16 protein-coding genes are annotated in these 16,061 nt (G+C 66.3%); 8 read left to right on the top strand and 8 right to left on the bottom strand.

Annotation, left to right across the window (positions count from 1 at the left end):
* Positions 1-50: 50 nt before the first annotated feature.
* Positions 51-2,288 (top strand): EAL domain-containing protein, encoded by a 2,238-nt coding sequence (locus IB236_RS13405; RefSeq protein ID WP_370539916.1) that lies wholly within the window; start codon positions 51-53, stop codon positions 2,286-2,288.
* Between the two features lie 63 nt (positions 2,289-2,351).
* Here the strand turns inward: IB236_RS13405 and IB236_RS13400 are convergent, their stop codons facing one another.
* Entirely contained in the window at positions 2,352-2,801 is a 450-nt protein-coding gene (locus tag IB236_RS13400) for a CBS domain-containing protein (RefSeq protein WP_015013536.1), read from the bottom strand.
* A 158-nt stretch (positions 2,802-2,959) separates the two neighbouring features.
* Here IB236_RS13400 and IB236_RS13395 point away from each other — a divergent pair, with 158 nt between their 5' ends.
* The 3 genes from IB236_RS13395 to IB236_RS13385 all read left to right on the top strand — a co-directional run bounded on the left by IB236_RS13395 (position 2,960) and on the right by IB236_RS13385 (position 5,612).
* Positions 2,960-4,282, top strand: coding sequence for an O-acetylhomoserine aminocarboxypropyltransferase (locus IB236_RS13395; protein WP_192421159.1), 1,323 nt, complete (start codon positions 2,960-2,962; stop codon positions 4,280-4,282).
* Between the two features lie 2 nt (positions 4,283-4,284).
* On the top strand, positions 4,285-5,103 hold the full coding sequence (locus IB236_RS13390; RefSeq protein WP_192421158.1) for an alpha/beta fold hydrolase: 819 nt from the start codon (positions 4,285-4,287) through the stop codon (positions 5,101-5,103).
* Between the two features lie 161 nt (positions 5,104-5,264).
* Positions 5,265-5,612, top strand: a complete 348-nt coding sequence (locus IB236_RS13385) for a DUF962 domain-containing protein (RefSeq protein ID WP_192421157.1) — start codon at positions 5,265-5,267, stop codon at positions 5,610-5,612.
* Positions 5,613-5,716: 104 nt separating this feature from the next.
* On the opposite strand, the gene IB236_RS13380 is transcribed toward IB236_RS13385, so the two are convergent.
* Entirely contained in the window at positions 5,717-6,967 is a 1,251-nt protein-coding gene (locus IB236_RS13380; RefSeq protein WP_056067158.1) for a YihY family inner membrane protein, read from the bottom strand.
* 21 nt (positions 6,968-6,988) lie between these two features.
* Between IB236_RS13380 and IB236_RS13375 the strand changes: the two genes are divergently transcribed.
* From IB236_RS13375 to IB236_RS13360, 4 genes are read left to right on the top strand one after another with little or no spacing between them, the layout of a single operon-like run.
* The gene (locus IB236_RS13375) at positions 6,989-7,420 is read left to right on the top strand and encodes a DUF2069 domain-containing protein (RefSeq protein WP_192421156.1); all 432 of its coding nucleotides are present in this window, start codon (positions 6,989-6,991) and stop codon (positions 7,418-7,420) included.
* A 57-nt stretch (positions 7,421-7,477) separates the two neighbouring features.
* Positions 7,478-8,893 carry an FAD-binding oxidoreductase gene (locus tag IB236_RS13370; protein ID WP_192421155.1) on the top strand — a complete coding sequence of 472 codons (1,416 nt, stop codon included), beginning with the start codon at positions 7,478-7,480 and terminating at the stop codon, positions 8,891-8,893.
* A 19-nt stretch (positions 8,894-8,912) separates the two neighbouring features.
* Complete coding sequence (locus IB236_RS13365) at positions 8,913-9,380, top strand: GNAT family N-acetyltransferase (protein WP_121943278.1); 468 nt, start codon at positions 8,913-8,915, stop codon at positions 9,378-9,380.
* A 20-nt stretch (positions 9,381-9,400) separates the two neighbouring features.
* Positions 9,401-10,021, top strand: coding sequence for an SMI1/KNR4 family protein (locus IB236_RS13360; protein WP_192421154.1), 621 nt, complete (start codon positions 9,401-9,403; stop codon positions 10,019-10,021).
* Positions 10,022-10,165: 144 nt separating this feature from the next.
* Here IB236_RS13360 and IB236_RS13355 read toward each other — a convergent pair whose 3' ends face one another.
* The 6 genes from IB236_RS13355 to dalD form a co-directional block, all read right to left on the bottom strand.
* Positions 10,166-10,654, bottom strand: a complete 489-nt coding sequence (locus tag IB236_RS13355; protein ID WP_192421153.1) for a GNAT family N-acetyltransferase — start codon at positions 10,652-10,654, stop codon at positions 10,166-10,168.
* Positions 10,651-10,926, bottom strand: coding sequence for a hypothetical protein (locus tag IB236_RS13350; protein ID WP_192421152.1), 276 nt, complete (start codon positions 10,924-10,926; stop codon positions 10,651-10,653). Before IB236_RS13350 ends, IB236_RS13355 begins: the two co-directional genes overlap by 4 nt.
* A 72-nt stretch (positions 10,927-10,998) precedes the next feature.
* Positions 10,999-12,033: a PfkB family carbohydrate kinase gene (locus IB236_RS13345; RefSeq protein ID WP_192421151.1), complete on the bottom strand. Its 1,035-nt coding sequence runs from the start codon at positions 12,031-12,033 to the stop codon at positions 10,999-11,001.
* 28 nt (positions 12,034-12,061) lie between these two features.
* Positions 12,062-13,546 carry a xylulokinase gene (gene xylB, locus IB236_RS13340; RefSeq protein WP_192421150.1) on the bottom strand — a complete coding sequence of 495 codons (1,485 nt, stop codon included), beginning with the start codon at positions 13,544-13,546 and terminating at the stop codon, positions 12,062-12,064.
* Positions 13,547-13,675: 129 nt separating this feature from the next.
* Positions 13,676-14,611 (bottom strand): AraC family transcriptional regulator, encoded by a 936-nt coding sequence (locus IB236_RS13335; protein ID WP_056743668.1) that lies wholly within the window; start codon positions 14,609-14,611, stop codon positions 13,676-13,678.
* A 29-nt stretch (positions 14,612-14,640) separates the two neighbouring features.
* Complete coding sequence (dalD, locus tag IB236_RS13330) at positions 14,641-16,044, bottom strand: D-arabinitol 4-dehydrogenase (protein ID WP_192421149.1); 1,404 nt, start codon at positions 16,042-16,044, stop codon at positions 14,641-14,643.
* Between the last annotated feature and the right edge of the window lie 17 nt (positions 16,045-16,061).

Here is a 16,061-nt window from a genome sequence, read left to right as displayed (position 1 = left end):
GCAGGGCCATGGGTGCTTGCTAGCATCCAGCATCGATTTTTGGGACATTCATGCCCGCTTTAATGCCGCCTCTTCCGGGTCCAGCATCGCCGACCTGTACCTCCGCGCCCGCGGCCCTGGCGGATACACCGCTGCGCCGGGCCCTTGATGCCAGCGACAACGCTGTCGTGATGACCAACAGCTCCAAGCGTGTGGTGTATATCAATGAAGGATTCACGCGGTTGTTTGGCTACCAGCCCGCCGAGGTGCTGGGCAGGCACCTGAGCGAGGTCTTGCTCGGCCCCCACTCCGATCCGGACCTGCTCGAAAGCATCCGGGGCAATGTGCTGACCAAAGGCAGTTTTCGTACGGACACCCTGCTTTACAGCAAGGCGGGGCAACCCCGCTGGGTGTCCCTGGTGATCAATGCGTCCGACGAAAGCTCCGGCGGACCGGGGGGCAGCATTTCGATCCTGACCGACATCACGCTCACCAAGATGCACGAGGTCCTGCAGACGCACGTGCTGGAGGGCATGGTCAACGAGTTGCCCCTTCCCGAGCTGATGGCCCTGGTCTGCCGCGAGGTCGAACGCATCGCGCCCGAGGTCACCGCCTCCATCCTGGCGGTAGATGCACAAGGCCGGTTGCACCCGCTGGCAGCGCCCAGCCTGCCAGCCACCATCAGCCGCGCGCTGGACGGACTGGCGATTGGCCCCCAGGTAGGGTCGTGTGGCACCGCCGCCTTCCGCAACGCGCCCGTGGTGGTCACCGACATGGCCACAGACCCCCTCTGGGCTGACTACCAGGAATTGTTTGCCCCGAGCGGCATGCGCGCCTGCTGGTCCAGCCCCATTCGCGACCACCGGGGCCAGCCGATTGGCACCTTTGCGTTTTACTTCCGCGAACCGCGCGCACCCGACGCGCTGCATCAGCGCCTTGTCGATGTATGCCTGCACCTGTGTGCGCTGGCCATCGAACGCAACAGCACGCACGAGCGTATCCACCAGCTCGCGTTTTTTGATGTGCTGACCGGGCTGCCAAACCGGGCCCTGTTTCGCAGCAGCGGAGAGCGGGCGCTGGCCGACCTGCAGCGGGGGCGCCATACCGGCGCGCTGCTGTTCCTCGATCTGGACCGGTTCAAGCAGGTCAACGACACCCAGGGGCACGCCGCAGGCGATGCGCTGCTGAGCGAGGTGGCCCAGCGCCTGACCCAAGGCCTGCGTGCGCGTGACCTGATCGCGCGCCTGTCGGGCGATGAATTTGTGCTGCTGCTTTCCGAATGCACCACCGAACAGGCCGTGCAAAGCGCCCAGCGCCTGCTGCACGACATTGCCCAGCCGCTGGACATCTTCGGGCAGACCCATGTGCCCCACGCGAGCATCGGCATTGCGATGTTTCCGAACGATGGAGACACCATCGACACCCTGCTGCGCCATGCCGACCAGGCCATGCACCAGGCCAAAAGCGACCATCGCCACAGCCTGCAGCTGTTCAGCGCCGAGATGAACCGCCGTGCCCAGGAGCGCGCCTCGCTGGAGCGCGCGCTGCAGCAGGCACTGTCCGACCGCAGCCTCACGCTGCACTACCAGCCGCAGGTTCTCAGCAGTTCCCCCGGCACCTTGCACGGTGTGGAGGCTCTGGCGCGCTGGAACCACCCGCAGTGGGGCATGGTGCCGCCGTCGCAGTTCATCCCCGTGGCCGAGGACGCCGGGCTGATCCATGAGCTGACCCTGTGGCTGCTGGACGAAGCCTGCCGCCAGCTGGCGGCCTGGCGCGCTGCAGGCCACGACGTGCCCTGCGTGGCCATCAACCTGTCGGGCCGCAGCTTCCACCGGCCGGAGTTTGCGCAGGAGATCAGTGATGCGCTGCAGCGCCATGGCCTGCGCGCCAGCGATGTGCTGCTGGAGATCACGGAGAGTGTGATGATGGATGCGCGACCCGTCACGCTGCAGAACATCGAGGCCCTGCACCACCAGGGCTTCAAGCTGTCGCTGGATGACTTCGGCACCGGCTATTCCAGCCTGAGCTACCTGCACCGCCTGCCCATCAGCGAGCTCAAGCTCGACATGGCTTTTGTGCAGGACCTCACCACCAGCGCCACAGCGCGCGCCCTCACGGTGTCGGTGCTGAGCATTGCGCACAGCCTGGGCATGGTGGTGGTGGCCGAGGGGGTGGAGACCACCGGCCAGCAGCAGTGGCTGCAGACCCACGGCTGCCCGGTCATGCAGGGCTACCTGTTCGGCAAGCCGCTACCACCCGATGAGATCGAGGCCTGGCTCTGCGCCCAGGCGCCTCGCCCCTATCGCTGACCTGGCTAGAGGCACATCTGTGCCGTCACGCCGGGGCGTGGGCCTCACGCCCTGCCCACAACCTCAGGTACGGGGTTCTTCTTCCGGCCAGTCGCGGATGTAGGCCTTGAGCATCTTGTTCTCAAAGTTCTGGCTGTCCACCACGGCCTTGGCCACGTCATAGAAGCTGATCACGCCCATCAGCATGCGGCGGTCCATCACGGGCATGTAGCGTGCGTGGCGGTCCAGCATCATGCGGCGCACTTCGTCCATGTCGGTTTCAAGCGTGCAGGTCAGGGGCGCATCGTCCATGGCCGTGCGCACCAGCATCGTGCCCACGCTGCCGCCGTTCTTGACCAGCGCCTGGATCACTTCGCGGAAGGTGAGCATGCCCACCAGGTCGCCATGCTCCATCACCACCAGCGAGCCAATGTCGCGCTCTGCCATCAGGCTCACGGCACCCGCCAGCGGCTCGTCCGGCGATGCGGTGTAGAGGGTGTTGCCTTTGACGCGAAGGATGTCGCTGACTTTCATGGTGCGGAGTCTCCGGGGGATCGGGAAGAATCGGAAAGAGTATGTGTGGGCCCGCACACACCAGCACATCCGCTGGGGTTGCCCAGGTGCTGCAGGCTGTTTGTCAGCAAATATAGCCCACAATGCCCGCCTGCATTGACAACATGGGAGACACACAGATGCCCGGTTACTCCGACCCCGGCTTTGACACGCTCGCGCTGCACGCAGGCGCCAGCCCCGACCCCGCCACCGGCGCGCGCGCCGTGCCCATCCACCTGACCACCTCGTTCGTCTTCGAGTCGAGCGACCACGCCGCGTCCCTCTTCAATCTGGAGCGCGGCGGCCATGTGTACAGCCGCATCAGCAACCCCACCAATGCGGTACTGGAGCAGCGCGTGGCCGCCCTGGAAGGCGGCGTGGGCGCGATCGCCACCGCCAGCGGCCAGGCTGCACTGCACCTGGCGATTGCCACGCTGATGGGCGCAGGCAGCCACATCGTCGCCAGCACGGCGCTGTATGGCGGTTCGCAGAACCTGCTGCACTACACGCTGTCGCGTTTCGGAATCGAGACCACCTTCGTCAAACCCGGCGACATCGACGGCTGGCGCGCCGCTGTGCGCCCCAACACCAAGCTGTTTTTTGGCGAGACTGTGGGCAACCCTGGCCTGGATGTGCTGGACATACCCACCGTATCCTCCATCGCGCACGAGGCAGGCGTGCCGCTGCTGGTGGACTCCACCCTCACCTCGCCCTGGCTCATCAAGCCTTTTGAACATGGAGCGGATCTGGTCTACCACTCGGCCACCAAGTTCCTCTCGGGCCATGGCACGGTGGTGGGGGGCATCGTGGTGGACGGAGGCAGCTTTGACTGGGACGGTCCAAAGTCGGCCGGCAAATTCGCCGAGCTGACGCAGCCCTACGATGGCTTTCACAACATGGTGTTCACCGAAGAGAGCACCGTGGGCGCCTTTCTGCTGCGCGCGCGGCGCGAGGGCCTGCGCGACTTTGGCGCCTGCATGAGCCCGCACACCGCCTGGCTCATCCTGCAAGGCATCGAGACCCTGCCGCTGCGCATGGCACAGCACATGCGCAACACGGAGAAGGTGGTCGATTTTTTGGCCGCGCAGCCGTTTGTGTCGCGCGTGGGTCACCCGTTGCTGGAGTCTCACCCCAGCCACGCCTTTGCGCAAAAGCTGCTGCCACGCGGTGCGGGCTCCGTGTTCAGCTTTGACCTCAAGGGCAACCGCGAGCAGGGCAAAAAGTTCATCGAAACCCTCAAGGTCTTCAGCCACTTGGCCAACGTGGGCGACTGCCGCAGCCTGGTGATCCACCCGGCCAGCACCACGCATTTCCGCATGAGCGACGAAGCACTGGCGGGCGCAGGCATCAGCCAGGGCACGATCCGCCTGTCCATCGGCCTCGAAGACGCCGACGACCTCATCGACGACCTCAAGCGCGCGCTGAAAGCCGCCGAAAAGGCAGCAGAAAAGGCGGGGGCCTGACCATGCACATCCAAGTCAACGGCGCCGCCATCTACTGCTACACCGGCGGCAAGGCATTTGATGCCGCCAAACCGACCGTGGTGTTCATCCATGGCGTGCTCAACGACCACAGCGTGTGGGCCCTGCAAAGCCGCTACATGGCCAACCACGGCTGGAACGTTCTGGCCATCGACCTGCCCGGCCACTGCCGCAGTGGCGGCGATGCCCCCGCCACGGTGGAGCAAGGCGCGGACTTCATCGGCGCGCTGCTGGATGCCGCGGGCGTGCAGCGCGCGGCGCTGGTAGGCCACAGCTGGGGTTCCCTCATCGCCATGGAAGCCGCTGCGCGCCTAAAGGACCGCATCAGCCACCTGGTGCTGGTGGGCACCGCCTTCCCGATGAAGGTGTCGCCCGCACTCATCGAGGCCTCGCAGACCGCCCCGGAGAAGGCGATGCGCATGGTCAATGTGTTTTCCCGCAGCACCCTGTCTGCGCCCCCGTCGGCCCTGGGCCCGGGCACCTGGGTGTTTGGTGCAGGCATGGCGCTGGGGCGCAAGGTGCTGCGCAGCAACACGGCAGTCAACGTGTTCCACCGAGGGTTTGTGGCCTGTGACAGCTATGCCGGTGGCGAAGCGGCCATGGCGCAACTGACCTGCCCCGTGCTGTTTGCGCTGGGCAGCCAGGACCAGATGACGGCGCCCAAGGCGGCACAGGGTCTCGTCAAGGCTGCCCAGGCGGTGGGCAAGCAGGTGCAGATCACCCACCTGCCCGTGGGCCACAACCAGATGACCGAGGCGCCGGAAGAAACACTGGCCGCCATCCGCGACTTCCTGGCCCGGTGAGCCCCCAAACCCCGGCGCGCAGGCAGCCCGCCGGGGTTTCAATAGCCGGTTCAGGGTGGCAGACCCGTTGGCGACAGCACCCCCGCACTGCCCCGCTGGTGCGCACCGAGGCCACGGCGTATAACGCGGGCAGAGCCTCAACGCCGCCCGGAGACAACGCCATGACCACCCAGACTGCCGCCTCGCAACCTGCGCCCGCCACCGACCCTCGTGCCTTCAAAAGCTTTGCGGACTTCTACCCGTTCTACCTGAGCGAGCACAGCAACCGCACATGCCGCCGCCTGCACTTTGTGGGCTCCACGCTCACCCTGGTCTGCCTGACCATGCTGTTGGCCACGGGCAAGCCCCAGTACCTGCTGTACGGCCTGCTCTGCGGCTACGGCTTTGCCTGGGTGGGGCACTTCGGCTTTGAAAAGAACAAGCCCGCCAGCTTCAAGCGCCCGCTGTACAGCTTCATGGGCGACTGGGTCATGTACAAGGACATCTGGACGGGTAAAGTACCCCTGTGAGATGACTTGGAGCCCCAGAGGCTGGAAGCGCTAGTGCAACATGCCTTTTTAGCTATTATTTGTATAGCAATGAGCCGCTATTTGAAGGCAGTCATTCACCCCGGTCAACGCGCCTGCAGCACATCCGCCATGTGCAAGCTTTCGAGCCTGGCGTTGACCCACAGCGGCCCCAGGCTGTCCACGCGCTGCAGCAGCAAGCGCTGCACCAGGGGCGCAAGCAAGGTGCTTTCCGGGTCGGCCAGCAGCACATAGCGGGACTCGGGCACGTCGGCCGCACTCACCGCAGCATCGGCCACCTGTCCAACCCAGTCCAGCGCGGTCAGGGCTTCCAGCACGGGCTCCAACTGCAATCCATCGACCCGCAGCAACTGGGCCAGCTGGCTGGGGCGCAGGCCCTTGATGGGCTGCTGGCGCGCACGGTGCAGCGCCTGCAGCACCTCCACCGCCAGCTGAAACGTCCAGCCCGCTACCGTGCCGCGCCGTGCCACCCCCGCCAGCAGGCTGGGCAGGTACGCGGTCACCACCGCCCCAAGCAGCACGATGACCCAGGCCACATAGATCCAGACCAGCAAGATGGGCAGCGTGGCAAACGCGCCGTACACCACGGAATAGGTGGGCACCTTGCCCAGGTACACCGCCAGCACCTTCTTGGCCAGCTCGATGCACACCGCGACAAAAAAGCCGCCCGTCCAGGCGTGCCGCCATTTCACCGGCGTGTTGGGCACATAGTGGTACAGCGACGCCATGCCGCCCGCCAGCACCACAAACTGGATCGAATCGAACAGCAACTGCACGCCATCCGGCAGGCGCTTGACCAGCCCGCCCGAGGCCGACATCACATACGAAGTGAGGGCCAAGCTCGCGCCCATCAGCAACGGGCCGAGCGTGATAGCCGCCCAGTAGATCAGCACACGCTGTCCCAGCGGCCGCAGGCGCTGCACGCGCCAGATGTCGTTGAGCGTACGGTCGATGGTCAGGATCAGTGCCAGCGCCGTGGCCAGCAGGATGCTGAACCCCGCCACCCCCAGGCTGCTGGCCTTGGCCGCAAACTGCGTGAGGTAGCCCAACACCTGCCGCGAGATGCTGTCGGGCACCAGGCTGCTGACCAGCCAGCCCTGGAGCGCGTCCTGCAGCTTGCCGAAGATGGGAAATGCGGTGAACACCGCCAGCGCCACGGTGAAAAACGGCACCAGCGCCAGGATGGTGGTGAAGGTGAGGCTGCTGGCCGTGAGGCCCAGGTGGTCCTCACGAAAGCGCTCGCGCAGCGTCTGGGCCGTGGTCTTCCATGGGAAGTGCGACAGCTCATTGATCAACGCCTCGGTGCGTGACGCTACTGTCTGTATGGAAAAAGGCATGGCCGATATGATGCCACCCCAATGACTGCCTCCCCCGCCATCCCTCTCACACCGTCCGACAACGGCGTTGCCGCCACACGCTGGGTAGCCACCGGCAGCCTGCTCGCCCTGATTGTTCTGTGCCTGGCCTGGGAACTGGTGCTGGCCCCCTTGCGCCCAGGCGGCACCTGGCTGGCGATCAAGGCCCTGCCGCTGTGCATCCCGCTGGCAGGCATCCTGAAAAACCGCATGTACACCTACCGCTGGGTCAGCCTGGTGATCTGGCTGTACTTCACCGAAGGCGTGGTGCGCGGCTGGGGCGACAAGCCCCCATCGCAATGGCTGGCCTGGGGCGAAGTGGCCTTGTGCCTCGTGCTGTTCACCGCCTGCACGCTGCATGTGCGCGTGCGCCAGCGCAACGCCAAGGCAGCCGCCGCTGCGGCGGAAGCCAGCGCAGCGCCACCCGCCCCCTGATGCCCATGTCGCAGCACTCCGCTACCCGATCAACCCACTGAACCCGTCGCTTCACCCATGACCACCTTGCTCGACACCCTGCGCACCATCGTCGGCCCCGCCCATGTGCTCAACGAAGGCGATCTCACCGCTTGGGAACAGGACTGGCGCCGCCGCGTGCGCGGCAAGGCCCTGGCCGTGGTGCGCCCTGCCAATACGCAAGAGGTGGCCGCTGTGGTCAAGGCCTGTGCGGCAGCGGGCACCGCGATCGTTCCGCAAGGCGGCAACACCGGTCTGGCCGTGGGCTCGACGCCCGATGACAGCGGCACACAGATCGTGCTGAGCCTCACGCGCATGAACGCGGTGCGCAGTGTGGACACCGACAACCTGACCATGACGGTAGAAGCGGGCTGCATCCTGCAGAACCTGCAGGACGTGGCCGAGAAGGCCGGCGTGCTCTTCCCTCTGAGCCTCGCTGCCGAGGGCAGCTGCACCATTGGCGGCAACCTGGGCACCAACGCAGGCGGCACGCAGGTGGTGCGCTACGGCAATGCGCGCGACCTGTGCCTGGGCCTCGAAGTGGTCACGCCGCAGGGCGAGGTGTGGGACGGCCTCAAGGGCCTGCGCAAGGACAACACCGGCTACGACCTGCGCGACCTGTTCATCGGCAGCGAAGGCACGCTGGGCATCATCACCGCCGCGACGATGAAGCTCTACCCCGAGCCCGCCGCACGCCTCACCGCCTGGGCCGCCGTGCCATCCATGGAGCACGCCGTGGCGCTGCTGGGCTTGGCGCACAAGCAGCTGGGCGCGGGCCTCACGGGCTTTGAGGTGATGGGCCAGTTTGCGCTGAGCCTGGTCGGCAAACACATGCCGCAGCTGCGCGTACCCTTCCTCGGCGACGACAACGCGCCCTGGTGCGTGCTGCTCGAAAACTCCGACAGTGAATCCGAAGAACACGCGCGTGCACGGTTTGAATCGCTGCTGGAGACCGCGTTTGAAATGGGCTGCGTGACCGACGCCGTGGTGGCCGAGAACCTCACGCAGGCGCACCAGCTGTGGCACATCCGCGAGAGCATTCCGCTCGCCCAGGCCGAAGAGGGCCTGAACATCAAGCACGACATCTCGGTGCAGATCTCGCGCATCCCTGCCTTTGTGGCCCACACCGACGCGGTGCTGCAGCGCGAGATCCCCGGCGTGCGCCTGGTCAACTTCGGCCACCTGGGCGACGGCAACCTGCACTACAACGTGCAGGCACCGGCAGAAGGCGACCCCAAGGCCTTCCTGCGCGAGCACGAGGCGCATGTGAACCACCTGGTGTACGAGGCCGTGGCCGAGTTTGGCGGCTCGTTCTCGGCCGAGCATGGCATCGGCGAACTCAAGGCCGACAAGCTCGCCAAGTACCAATCGCCCGTGGCGCTTGGCATGATGCGCGCCATCAAACAGGCGCTGGACCCACAGGGCATCATGAACCCGAAGCGCGTGCTGCAGTAAACCCACAGAAAGCTGACCCATGACCGCTGCCGTGACTGTGCGCCCGGTTCAACCCGAAGACTACGCCGCCTGGCGCCCGCTCTGGGATGGCTACAACGCGTTCTATGGCCGCTTTGGCGCCACCGCGCTGCCGGAGCACATCACGCAAGCCACCTGGCAGCGGTTTCATGACGCGGCAGAGCCCATGTTCTGCCTGGTAGCGCAGGACGATGCCAGCGGCGAGCTGCTGGGCCTCACGCACTATGTGTTTCACCGCAGCATGACGCGCATCGAGCCCGTGTGCTACCTCAGCGACCTGTTCACCCGCGAAGCCGCGCGCGGCCGGGGCGTGGGACGGGCGCTGATCGAAGCGGTGTACGGCGCAGCGCGCGCCGCCCAATCGTCCCGCGTGTACTGGCAAACCCACGAGACCAATGCCGCCGGGCGCCAGCTGTACGACAAGCTGGCCAAGCACCATGGTTTCATCGTGTACGCACAAGAACTTTGACAGCCACCCAAGGTCTGCCCATGACACTGCCTGATCTGCACCGCGCCATCGCCGAACACAAAGGCACGTTCTCCTGTGAGCGCATCAACAAGCCGCAAGAGACCAAAACGGTGAATTTTCAGCACCACATCCAGCCCCCCGCTGCGCTGGATGCCCCCCTGCCCGGTGTGGGCCAGCTCGCCGCTTTCTACGCCACGTTCGGCGGCGTGCTGCTGTACCACGATGCCGACTCGGGCGACGCCGCCCGCTACATCGCCCCGCCCGCTGAATGGCCCACGCTGCAAGAGGCGTTTGAGGGCTGGACGGAACACCTGAGCGACGAAGAACGCGAAGAGATCCTGCCCGACTGGATCGAACACTGCCAAGTGATTGGCGAGACACCCCATTCGGGCAACTACATCCTGATCGCGACCGATGGAGAGTGCGCCGGCCAGGTTTTCGAGTTCGACCACGACGGTTTTGAATTCACCCACGCGGCCGAGGACTTGGTGGACTATGTGCAGCGCCTGCTCCACCTCGACAGCCCCACGCTGGCCAACATCGCTTCGCACATGCGCTTCATCGACAAGAACACGGGGGCGCAGTGGTGGATTCTGGAAATGAGCGACAACCAGAGCCACCGGGTGCGTACCGACGTGTGAGCTGCGGCAGGGCTGGGAGCACCCATCGCTATAAAAATGAGAGCTTTCAGCGCATATAAATTGCGCGCCAGAGGCCATTTTTACTAGAACATTCGCTCTCCCGTCCGTGACCTGAGGGGTGACGCCGCCGCCGAAAAGGTGACGTCACAACACCTTGCGCATTGGCTGTGCCTGTAGCCCCGCCCAGGTTTGCACTGCTCCATGCGGCACATAGCCATGGCGGCGATAAAAGGCCTCCGCAGTGCGTGTGCTCTCCAACCCCAAAGCTGCGAGCCCCACCTCGCGTGCATGGGCCTCCACGTGCTGCAGCAGGCCCCGCCCCACCCCTTGGTGCAAGGCCTTTGGCACCACATAGCAAAGCGCCAGCGTGGCCCGCGCCAGCAGCGCAAAGCCCACCATCGTGTCGCCTCGGTACGCTCCCCATGCTGCAGCGCCCGGCGCGGAGATCCACGCAGCCAGGTTCTCGGGCGTCTTGTTGGCCAGCCAGGCCATCAGGATGGTGGGGTCATGGCCGTGGTCCAGCGCACAGCAGTGGGTGATGGATTGACGGATGACCGTGCAGGCGGCTTCTGCGGCATCGGGGCCCACAGGGATGATGCGGAGAGCTTCGGAGGCTGCGTTGTCGGGCCTCATGCCGATGCGGCCCGCGACAAGCCCACCAGCAACACCGCCAGCAATACGTAGAACAAAGATCCGGCGATGTACAGGCCGCTCGCAGTCACCACGCGTTGACCCTCGCGCCGAAACGACAACGCTCCGGCGGGAGCAAACATGCGGGCTTCCTTGTGGCGCACATGCTCTGTGCCCCAGCGACCCAGGCTGAGCACACGCACCACCAATGCGCCAGTCAATATCAGCAGCACATCGACGGCTGACCACAGCACCGCAACCACAAGATCAGTCATTGGCATCCCCAGCGAATCGGCGACGTTTGATCATAGACGGCCCGCCTCCAAGGGTGCGGGCGCAACCCCGTGTCAGCGCGGGTCTTGGGCTGCGGGATGCTGCTGGCTCCATGCGCGGGCAGCCTCCCAGCCCGGCGGCACGCAGCCTTGCTCCATCACGCACAAACTGGCGCTGGCCAGCGCATGGCGCAGCGCCTGCTGGCACGCATCGGCCGCCAGCGCTTCGACAAACCGCACAAAGCTCGCACCACCGGCAGCCTGCAATTGCCGCAGCAAATGCGCCAGCAGCCCGGCCAGAAAGCTGTCGCCCGCGCCCACGGTGTCCACCACTGGCAGCGGCTGGGCCTCTTTGGCAAAACGCTGGACGCCGTTGCGGTGCAGCAGCCAGGCGCCTTCCGCGCCCAGCGTGAGCGCCAGCAGATGGGCCTGTGGGTTGGCGGCCAGCAGGTGCTGTGCGCGGGCCAGGGCATCCACACCAGGCACGGCCAGATGCTCCAGGTCTTCGTCGCTGGCCTTGATGATGTGGGCATGGGCCAGCGCGGCTTGCACCGTGGTGCGGTAGGCCGCCAGGTCGGGCATGACGGAGGGGCGCAGATTGGCATCGACCACCACACAGCGGCCTGCGGCGCGCTGGGCGGCCAGCCACGGCAGGTAGATGGCCGTGTCACGCGCGTCGAGCGCCAGCGCGCCGGTGCACACCAACTGCAGCGCGGGCAAGGCGGCGCAGCTATCGCCCAGACCTGCGGCGGACACGGCGCGGTCGGCCACGCCTTCGCGGTAGAAGGCGTAGTCGGGGTGGCCATGTGCGTCGAGATTGACCACGGCCAGTGAGGTGACTTGCTGTACGGGCTCGGGCTGTGCCAGCACCACGCCGTCAGCCACCAGTTGCGCAGCCAGTTCACGCCCAAAACGGTCGCGCGACAGGGGGTTGAGGTACTGGGTGCCCACGCCTTGGCGGGCCAGCGCACGGCACAGGTTGTAGAGCGCGCCGCCCAGGCACGGCAGGTAGCTGCCATCGGGGCGGCGGATCAGGTCGATGAGGGCCTCGCCGGCAATGGCGGCGTGGATGGGCGCTGTGCCGTGGGAAATCGTGGATGCGGAAGTCATGGACGTTTGGGAGGAAGCAGACAGTGCGTCAGAACTGCGATTGCAGCGCGGGGTACAGCGCGACAAAGCGGGCATAGCGTTCGGCCAGCTGGGTTTGTTGTGCGGGCTGTGGCATGAAGGTGGCGTCAGCGGGCAGGGGCTGGCACCAATGGGCTTCGTCACCACCGCAGGCCATGGCCGCCAGGCGCGCGGCCCCCAGGGCGGCTGCGGCGTGTGCGCCCTGCGGGCGCTGCAGCGTGGTGCCCAACGCGCTGGCCAAGAGCTGCGCCCAGGGGTTGCTGCGGGCACCGCCACCGACCAAGGCCAGGGCTGCGTCATCCCGGCGGGCAGCACCACCCTGCCCGGCCCCGGCAGCACGCATGGCATTGAGGCCATCGAGCAGGCCAAAGCCCACGCCTTCCATCACGGCATAGGCCAGGTCCGCCGCTTCGTGCTCGGCCCGCAGGCCCATGAACACGCCGGTGGCAGCCGCGTTGTTGTGCGGCGTGCGCTCGCCACTCAGGTACGGCAAAAACAGCGGCGCCTGCGCCTGGCGGGTGGTGTTGAGGACGCTGACGGCGTCAGACAGTTGCGCCTCGTCGCCACGCCCCATGAGCCGGGTGACCCAGCCAAACGCACTCGCTGCGCTGAGCATGACGGACATGTGGTGCCAGCGCTGCGGCAGCGCATGGGCAAAGGCATGCACGGCGCGCTCGGTGGCAGGCGCAAAAGCGTCCGTCACGCGAAAGACCACACCCGAGGTGCCCAGCGACACAAAGCCCTGCCCCGCAGTGCGGGCGCCCACGCCCACGGCACTGGCGGCGTTGTCGCCCGCGCCAGCAGCCACGACGATGCTGTCACCGAGCCCCCAGCGGCGTGCCACATCGCTGCGCAGTGTGCCTGTGGGCGCACTGCCCTCGGCCAGCGTCGGCATGTGCGAAACATCGAGCCCACAGGCTTGCAACATGGCCGGGCTCCAGGCGCGCGCCTGCACGTCCAGCCACAGCGTGCCCGATGCGTCGGACATGTCGCTCACCATATCGCCAGTGAGTTGCAGGCGCAGCCAGTCCTTGGGCAGCAGCACGGTGCGGATCTGGTCGAACACGGCGGGCTCGTGCGTGCGCAGCCACAGCAGCTTGGGCGCGGTGAAGCCGGGCATGGCGAGATTGCCGGTGATCTGGCGCGAAGTGGGCACCGCCGATTCCAGCTGCGCACATTCGGCGCTGGCGCGGCCGTCGTTCCACAAGATGGCCGGGCGCAGCACCTGGCCCTGCGCGTCCAGCACCACCGCGCCATGCATGTGGCCCGAGAGGCCGATGCCCCGCACCTGCGCCCACGCTGCGGGAGCCTGCGCGCGCAACTGCGCCACGGCAGTCTCCACAGCGGCCCACCAGTCGGCGGGGTGCTGTTCGCTCCAGGTGGGCTGGGGGCGCAGCTGAGGCACGGCGGCATCTGCCGTAGCGACCACAGTGTGCGCATCGTCCAGCAGCAGGAGCTTGACACCCGAGGTGCCTAAATCGATTCCGAGGTACATGGGTGATGGACAGATGTCAGTGATTCACAGTGAAAGCCATGGCCCGGCCTTTGCCTTTGGCGGGCTGCGTGCAGGGGTCACGCAACAAGGGCCTCCCCCCGCCTCTCAGGGTGCAGATCCGGCCGGGGATCAGGAAGTCTTTCCAAACCTGCCCGCGCCCTGCTTGCGGTACTCGCTGGGCGTCATGCCCTTGATGTCCAGAAAGCGGCGGTTGAAGTTGGCCATGTTGTTGAAGCCCACGTCATATGCAATGTGGGTGATGTAGCGCTCGGTCTCCATCAGCAGCTGACACGCGCGGTTCACGCGCACCAGGTTCACGAAGTCGGTGAAGGTATTGCCCGTGGCGCGGCGGAAGAAGCGCGAAAAGCGGCTCTCCGTCATGCCCAGCTCTTGCGCCAGGTCGGCCGCCGACAGCGGGTCGGCCAGGTGGTCGGTGATGCGGCTCACGATGGCGTTGATCTGGTCGAGCTGGGTGTCGTTGTCCTCGCTTTGCAGCTGCGTGCTCGACAGCAGGCGAAAGTCGGTGCAGCGCGCCAGGTCGCTCATGAACTCACAGAAAGCGCCGAACCGGGCGAGCCCCTGGCGCGCCTTGATGCGGTGCCAGTGCTCTTGCGCCTGCGCTTCCATGCCAAAGAACTCCACACCGTGGCGCGCGCGCTCCAGCAGAGGCAGCACCTCGCGCAGCTCGGGGATGGTCTCGCTGCTGGCCACCAGCGGCGCGTGCGAGAACTGGATCACCAGGTCGCGCAGCGGCACGCCGCCTTCGGGCAGGTCCATACTGATCCAGTTGTGCGGCAGGCGCGGCCCGGTCAGCACCAGGTGGCCGGGCTGGAACTGACCGATCCAGTCCCCCACAAAGACCTTGCCAGAGGTGGCCGTGATCAGGTGCAGCTCGTACTCGTCGTGGTAATGCCAGCGCGCCAGCGGCGTGGGAAACCCGTGCGACAAACAACGGATGAAGCCCGCCGTCTCGGGCGACTCGTAGCCCAACGCGGGCGAGCGCACATAGTCGTGCTCCAGCTCGGGCTTGGTCTGGCGCGGGGCGATGGGCATCTTCACGGTCATGGCGATAGTGGGCTCAAATTACACCAGCATCAGGCGCCTGTCCGCTCTGCCACAAAAGCCAACACGCGGGCATAGGCTTTGCTCAACGCGTCTACGAGTCGGGGGTGGCCGGCCATCTCGCCCCACAAGGTCGTGTCGGCTGCAAAGGCTGCCACGGGGTCAGCGGCATCGCAGATGGCATGGGCCACGGCGGGATCCATGGCCTGGTCCTGGTAGCTGTAGGGGATCTGCCCCGCGTGCCAGCGCTGCAGGTAGGCCAGGAACAGCGCGGGCAGCATGGCCACGCTATCGAACGACGCGTTGCGCGCCAGTCGGTCGCGGATGGTGGGCGCAATCATGCCGGGGATCTTGGAGAACGCATCCATGGCCACGCGCTGGTTGGTGTCGGCGATGGCAGGGTTGCCGAAGCGGTCCAGCACCACGTCGCGGTACTGCTCCAGGTTGATGGGGCATGGCTGCTCTGGGGTGTGGAGCACCGGGATCGCGTCGTCGGTGACGTAGTCGTAGGCCATCTGGCGAATGGCCGCGTCGTGTGTGCCTTCGTGGATGTACTGGTAACCCGCCAACGTGCCCGCCCAGGCAATGCAGCTGTGGGTGGCGTTGAGCAGGCGGATCTTGGCCTCTTCGTGCGCCTGCACCGACCGCACCATCTCGACGCCGACCGTTTCCCACGAGGGGCGGCCTGCGATGAAGTCGTCTTCGATGACCCACTGGATAAAGCTTTCACCCATGAGTGCGGCCTTGTCGCCCCAACCCGTTGCAGCCCTCACGCGCTCGGCCACATCGGGCGTGGGGCGCGGCGTGATGCGGTCCACCATGGCGTTGGGGCTGGTGGTGTTCTGCTCTACCCACTCTTTGAGTGGCGCATCGCCCAGCGCCTCGATGAACTGCAGCAGCCCGCCGCGCGAGCGGTCGCCGTTGTGGCGCAGGTTGTCGCAGTTCATCAGCGTCACAGCGCCTGCACCGGCTGCCCTGCGCGCGCGCAGGATGCTGACCAGGCCGCCATAGATGGTGTGACCTGCCTGGCCCGCCTTCACGGCCGCCAGGTCGGCGCGCAGGTCGGCAAAAGTGGGCCAGTCGAGCTGGTTCTGGGCATCCAGGTAGTAGCCCGCTTCGGTCACCGTGAAGCTGATGATGCGGGTGGCGGGGTCGGCACCCATGGCAATCAGCGGGGCCAGGTCGTCCTGGTAGGGGATCACACGCTGGATCGACTCGATGACGGTGTAGTTGCGCTCGCCTTGGGGGGTGACGGTTTCGAGCGTGTAGCGCCCATCCTGCGCTTGCAGCGCCGCGATGGTGTCGGCCATGTCGGGGCGCAGGTTGCCGCCTGCGATGGCCCAACCCGTGTCGCCCTGCTGGCGCAATGCGTGAACGTAAACGGCCTGGTGGGCGCGGTGGAACGAGCCCAGGCCCAGGTGCAGGATGAAATTCATGGTGCGTGACTGCGGGT

Origin of the sequence: Acidovorax sp. ACV02, assembly GCF_014851475.1 — a bacterium.
GTDB classification, from domain to species: Bacteria; Pseudomonadota; Gammaproteobacteria; order Burkholderiales; family Burkholderiaceae_C; genus Acidovorax; species Acidovorax delafieldii.
Note: the sequence above shows the minus strand (reverse complement) of the source record. Positions and strands in the feature narration are given on the sequence as shown.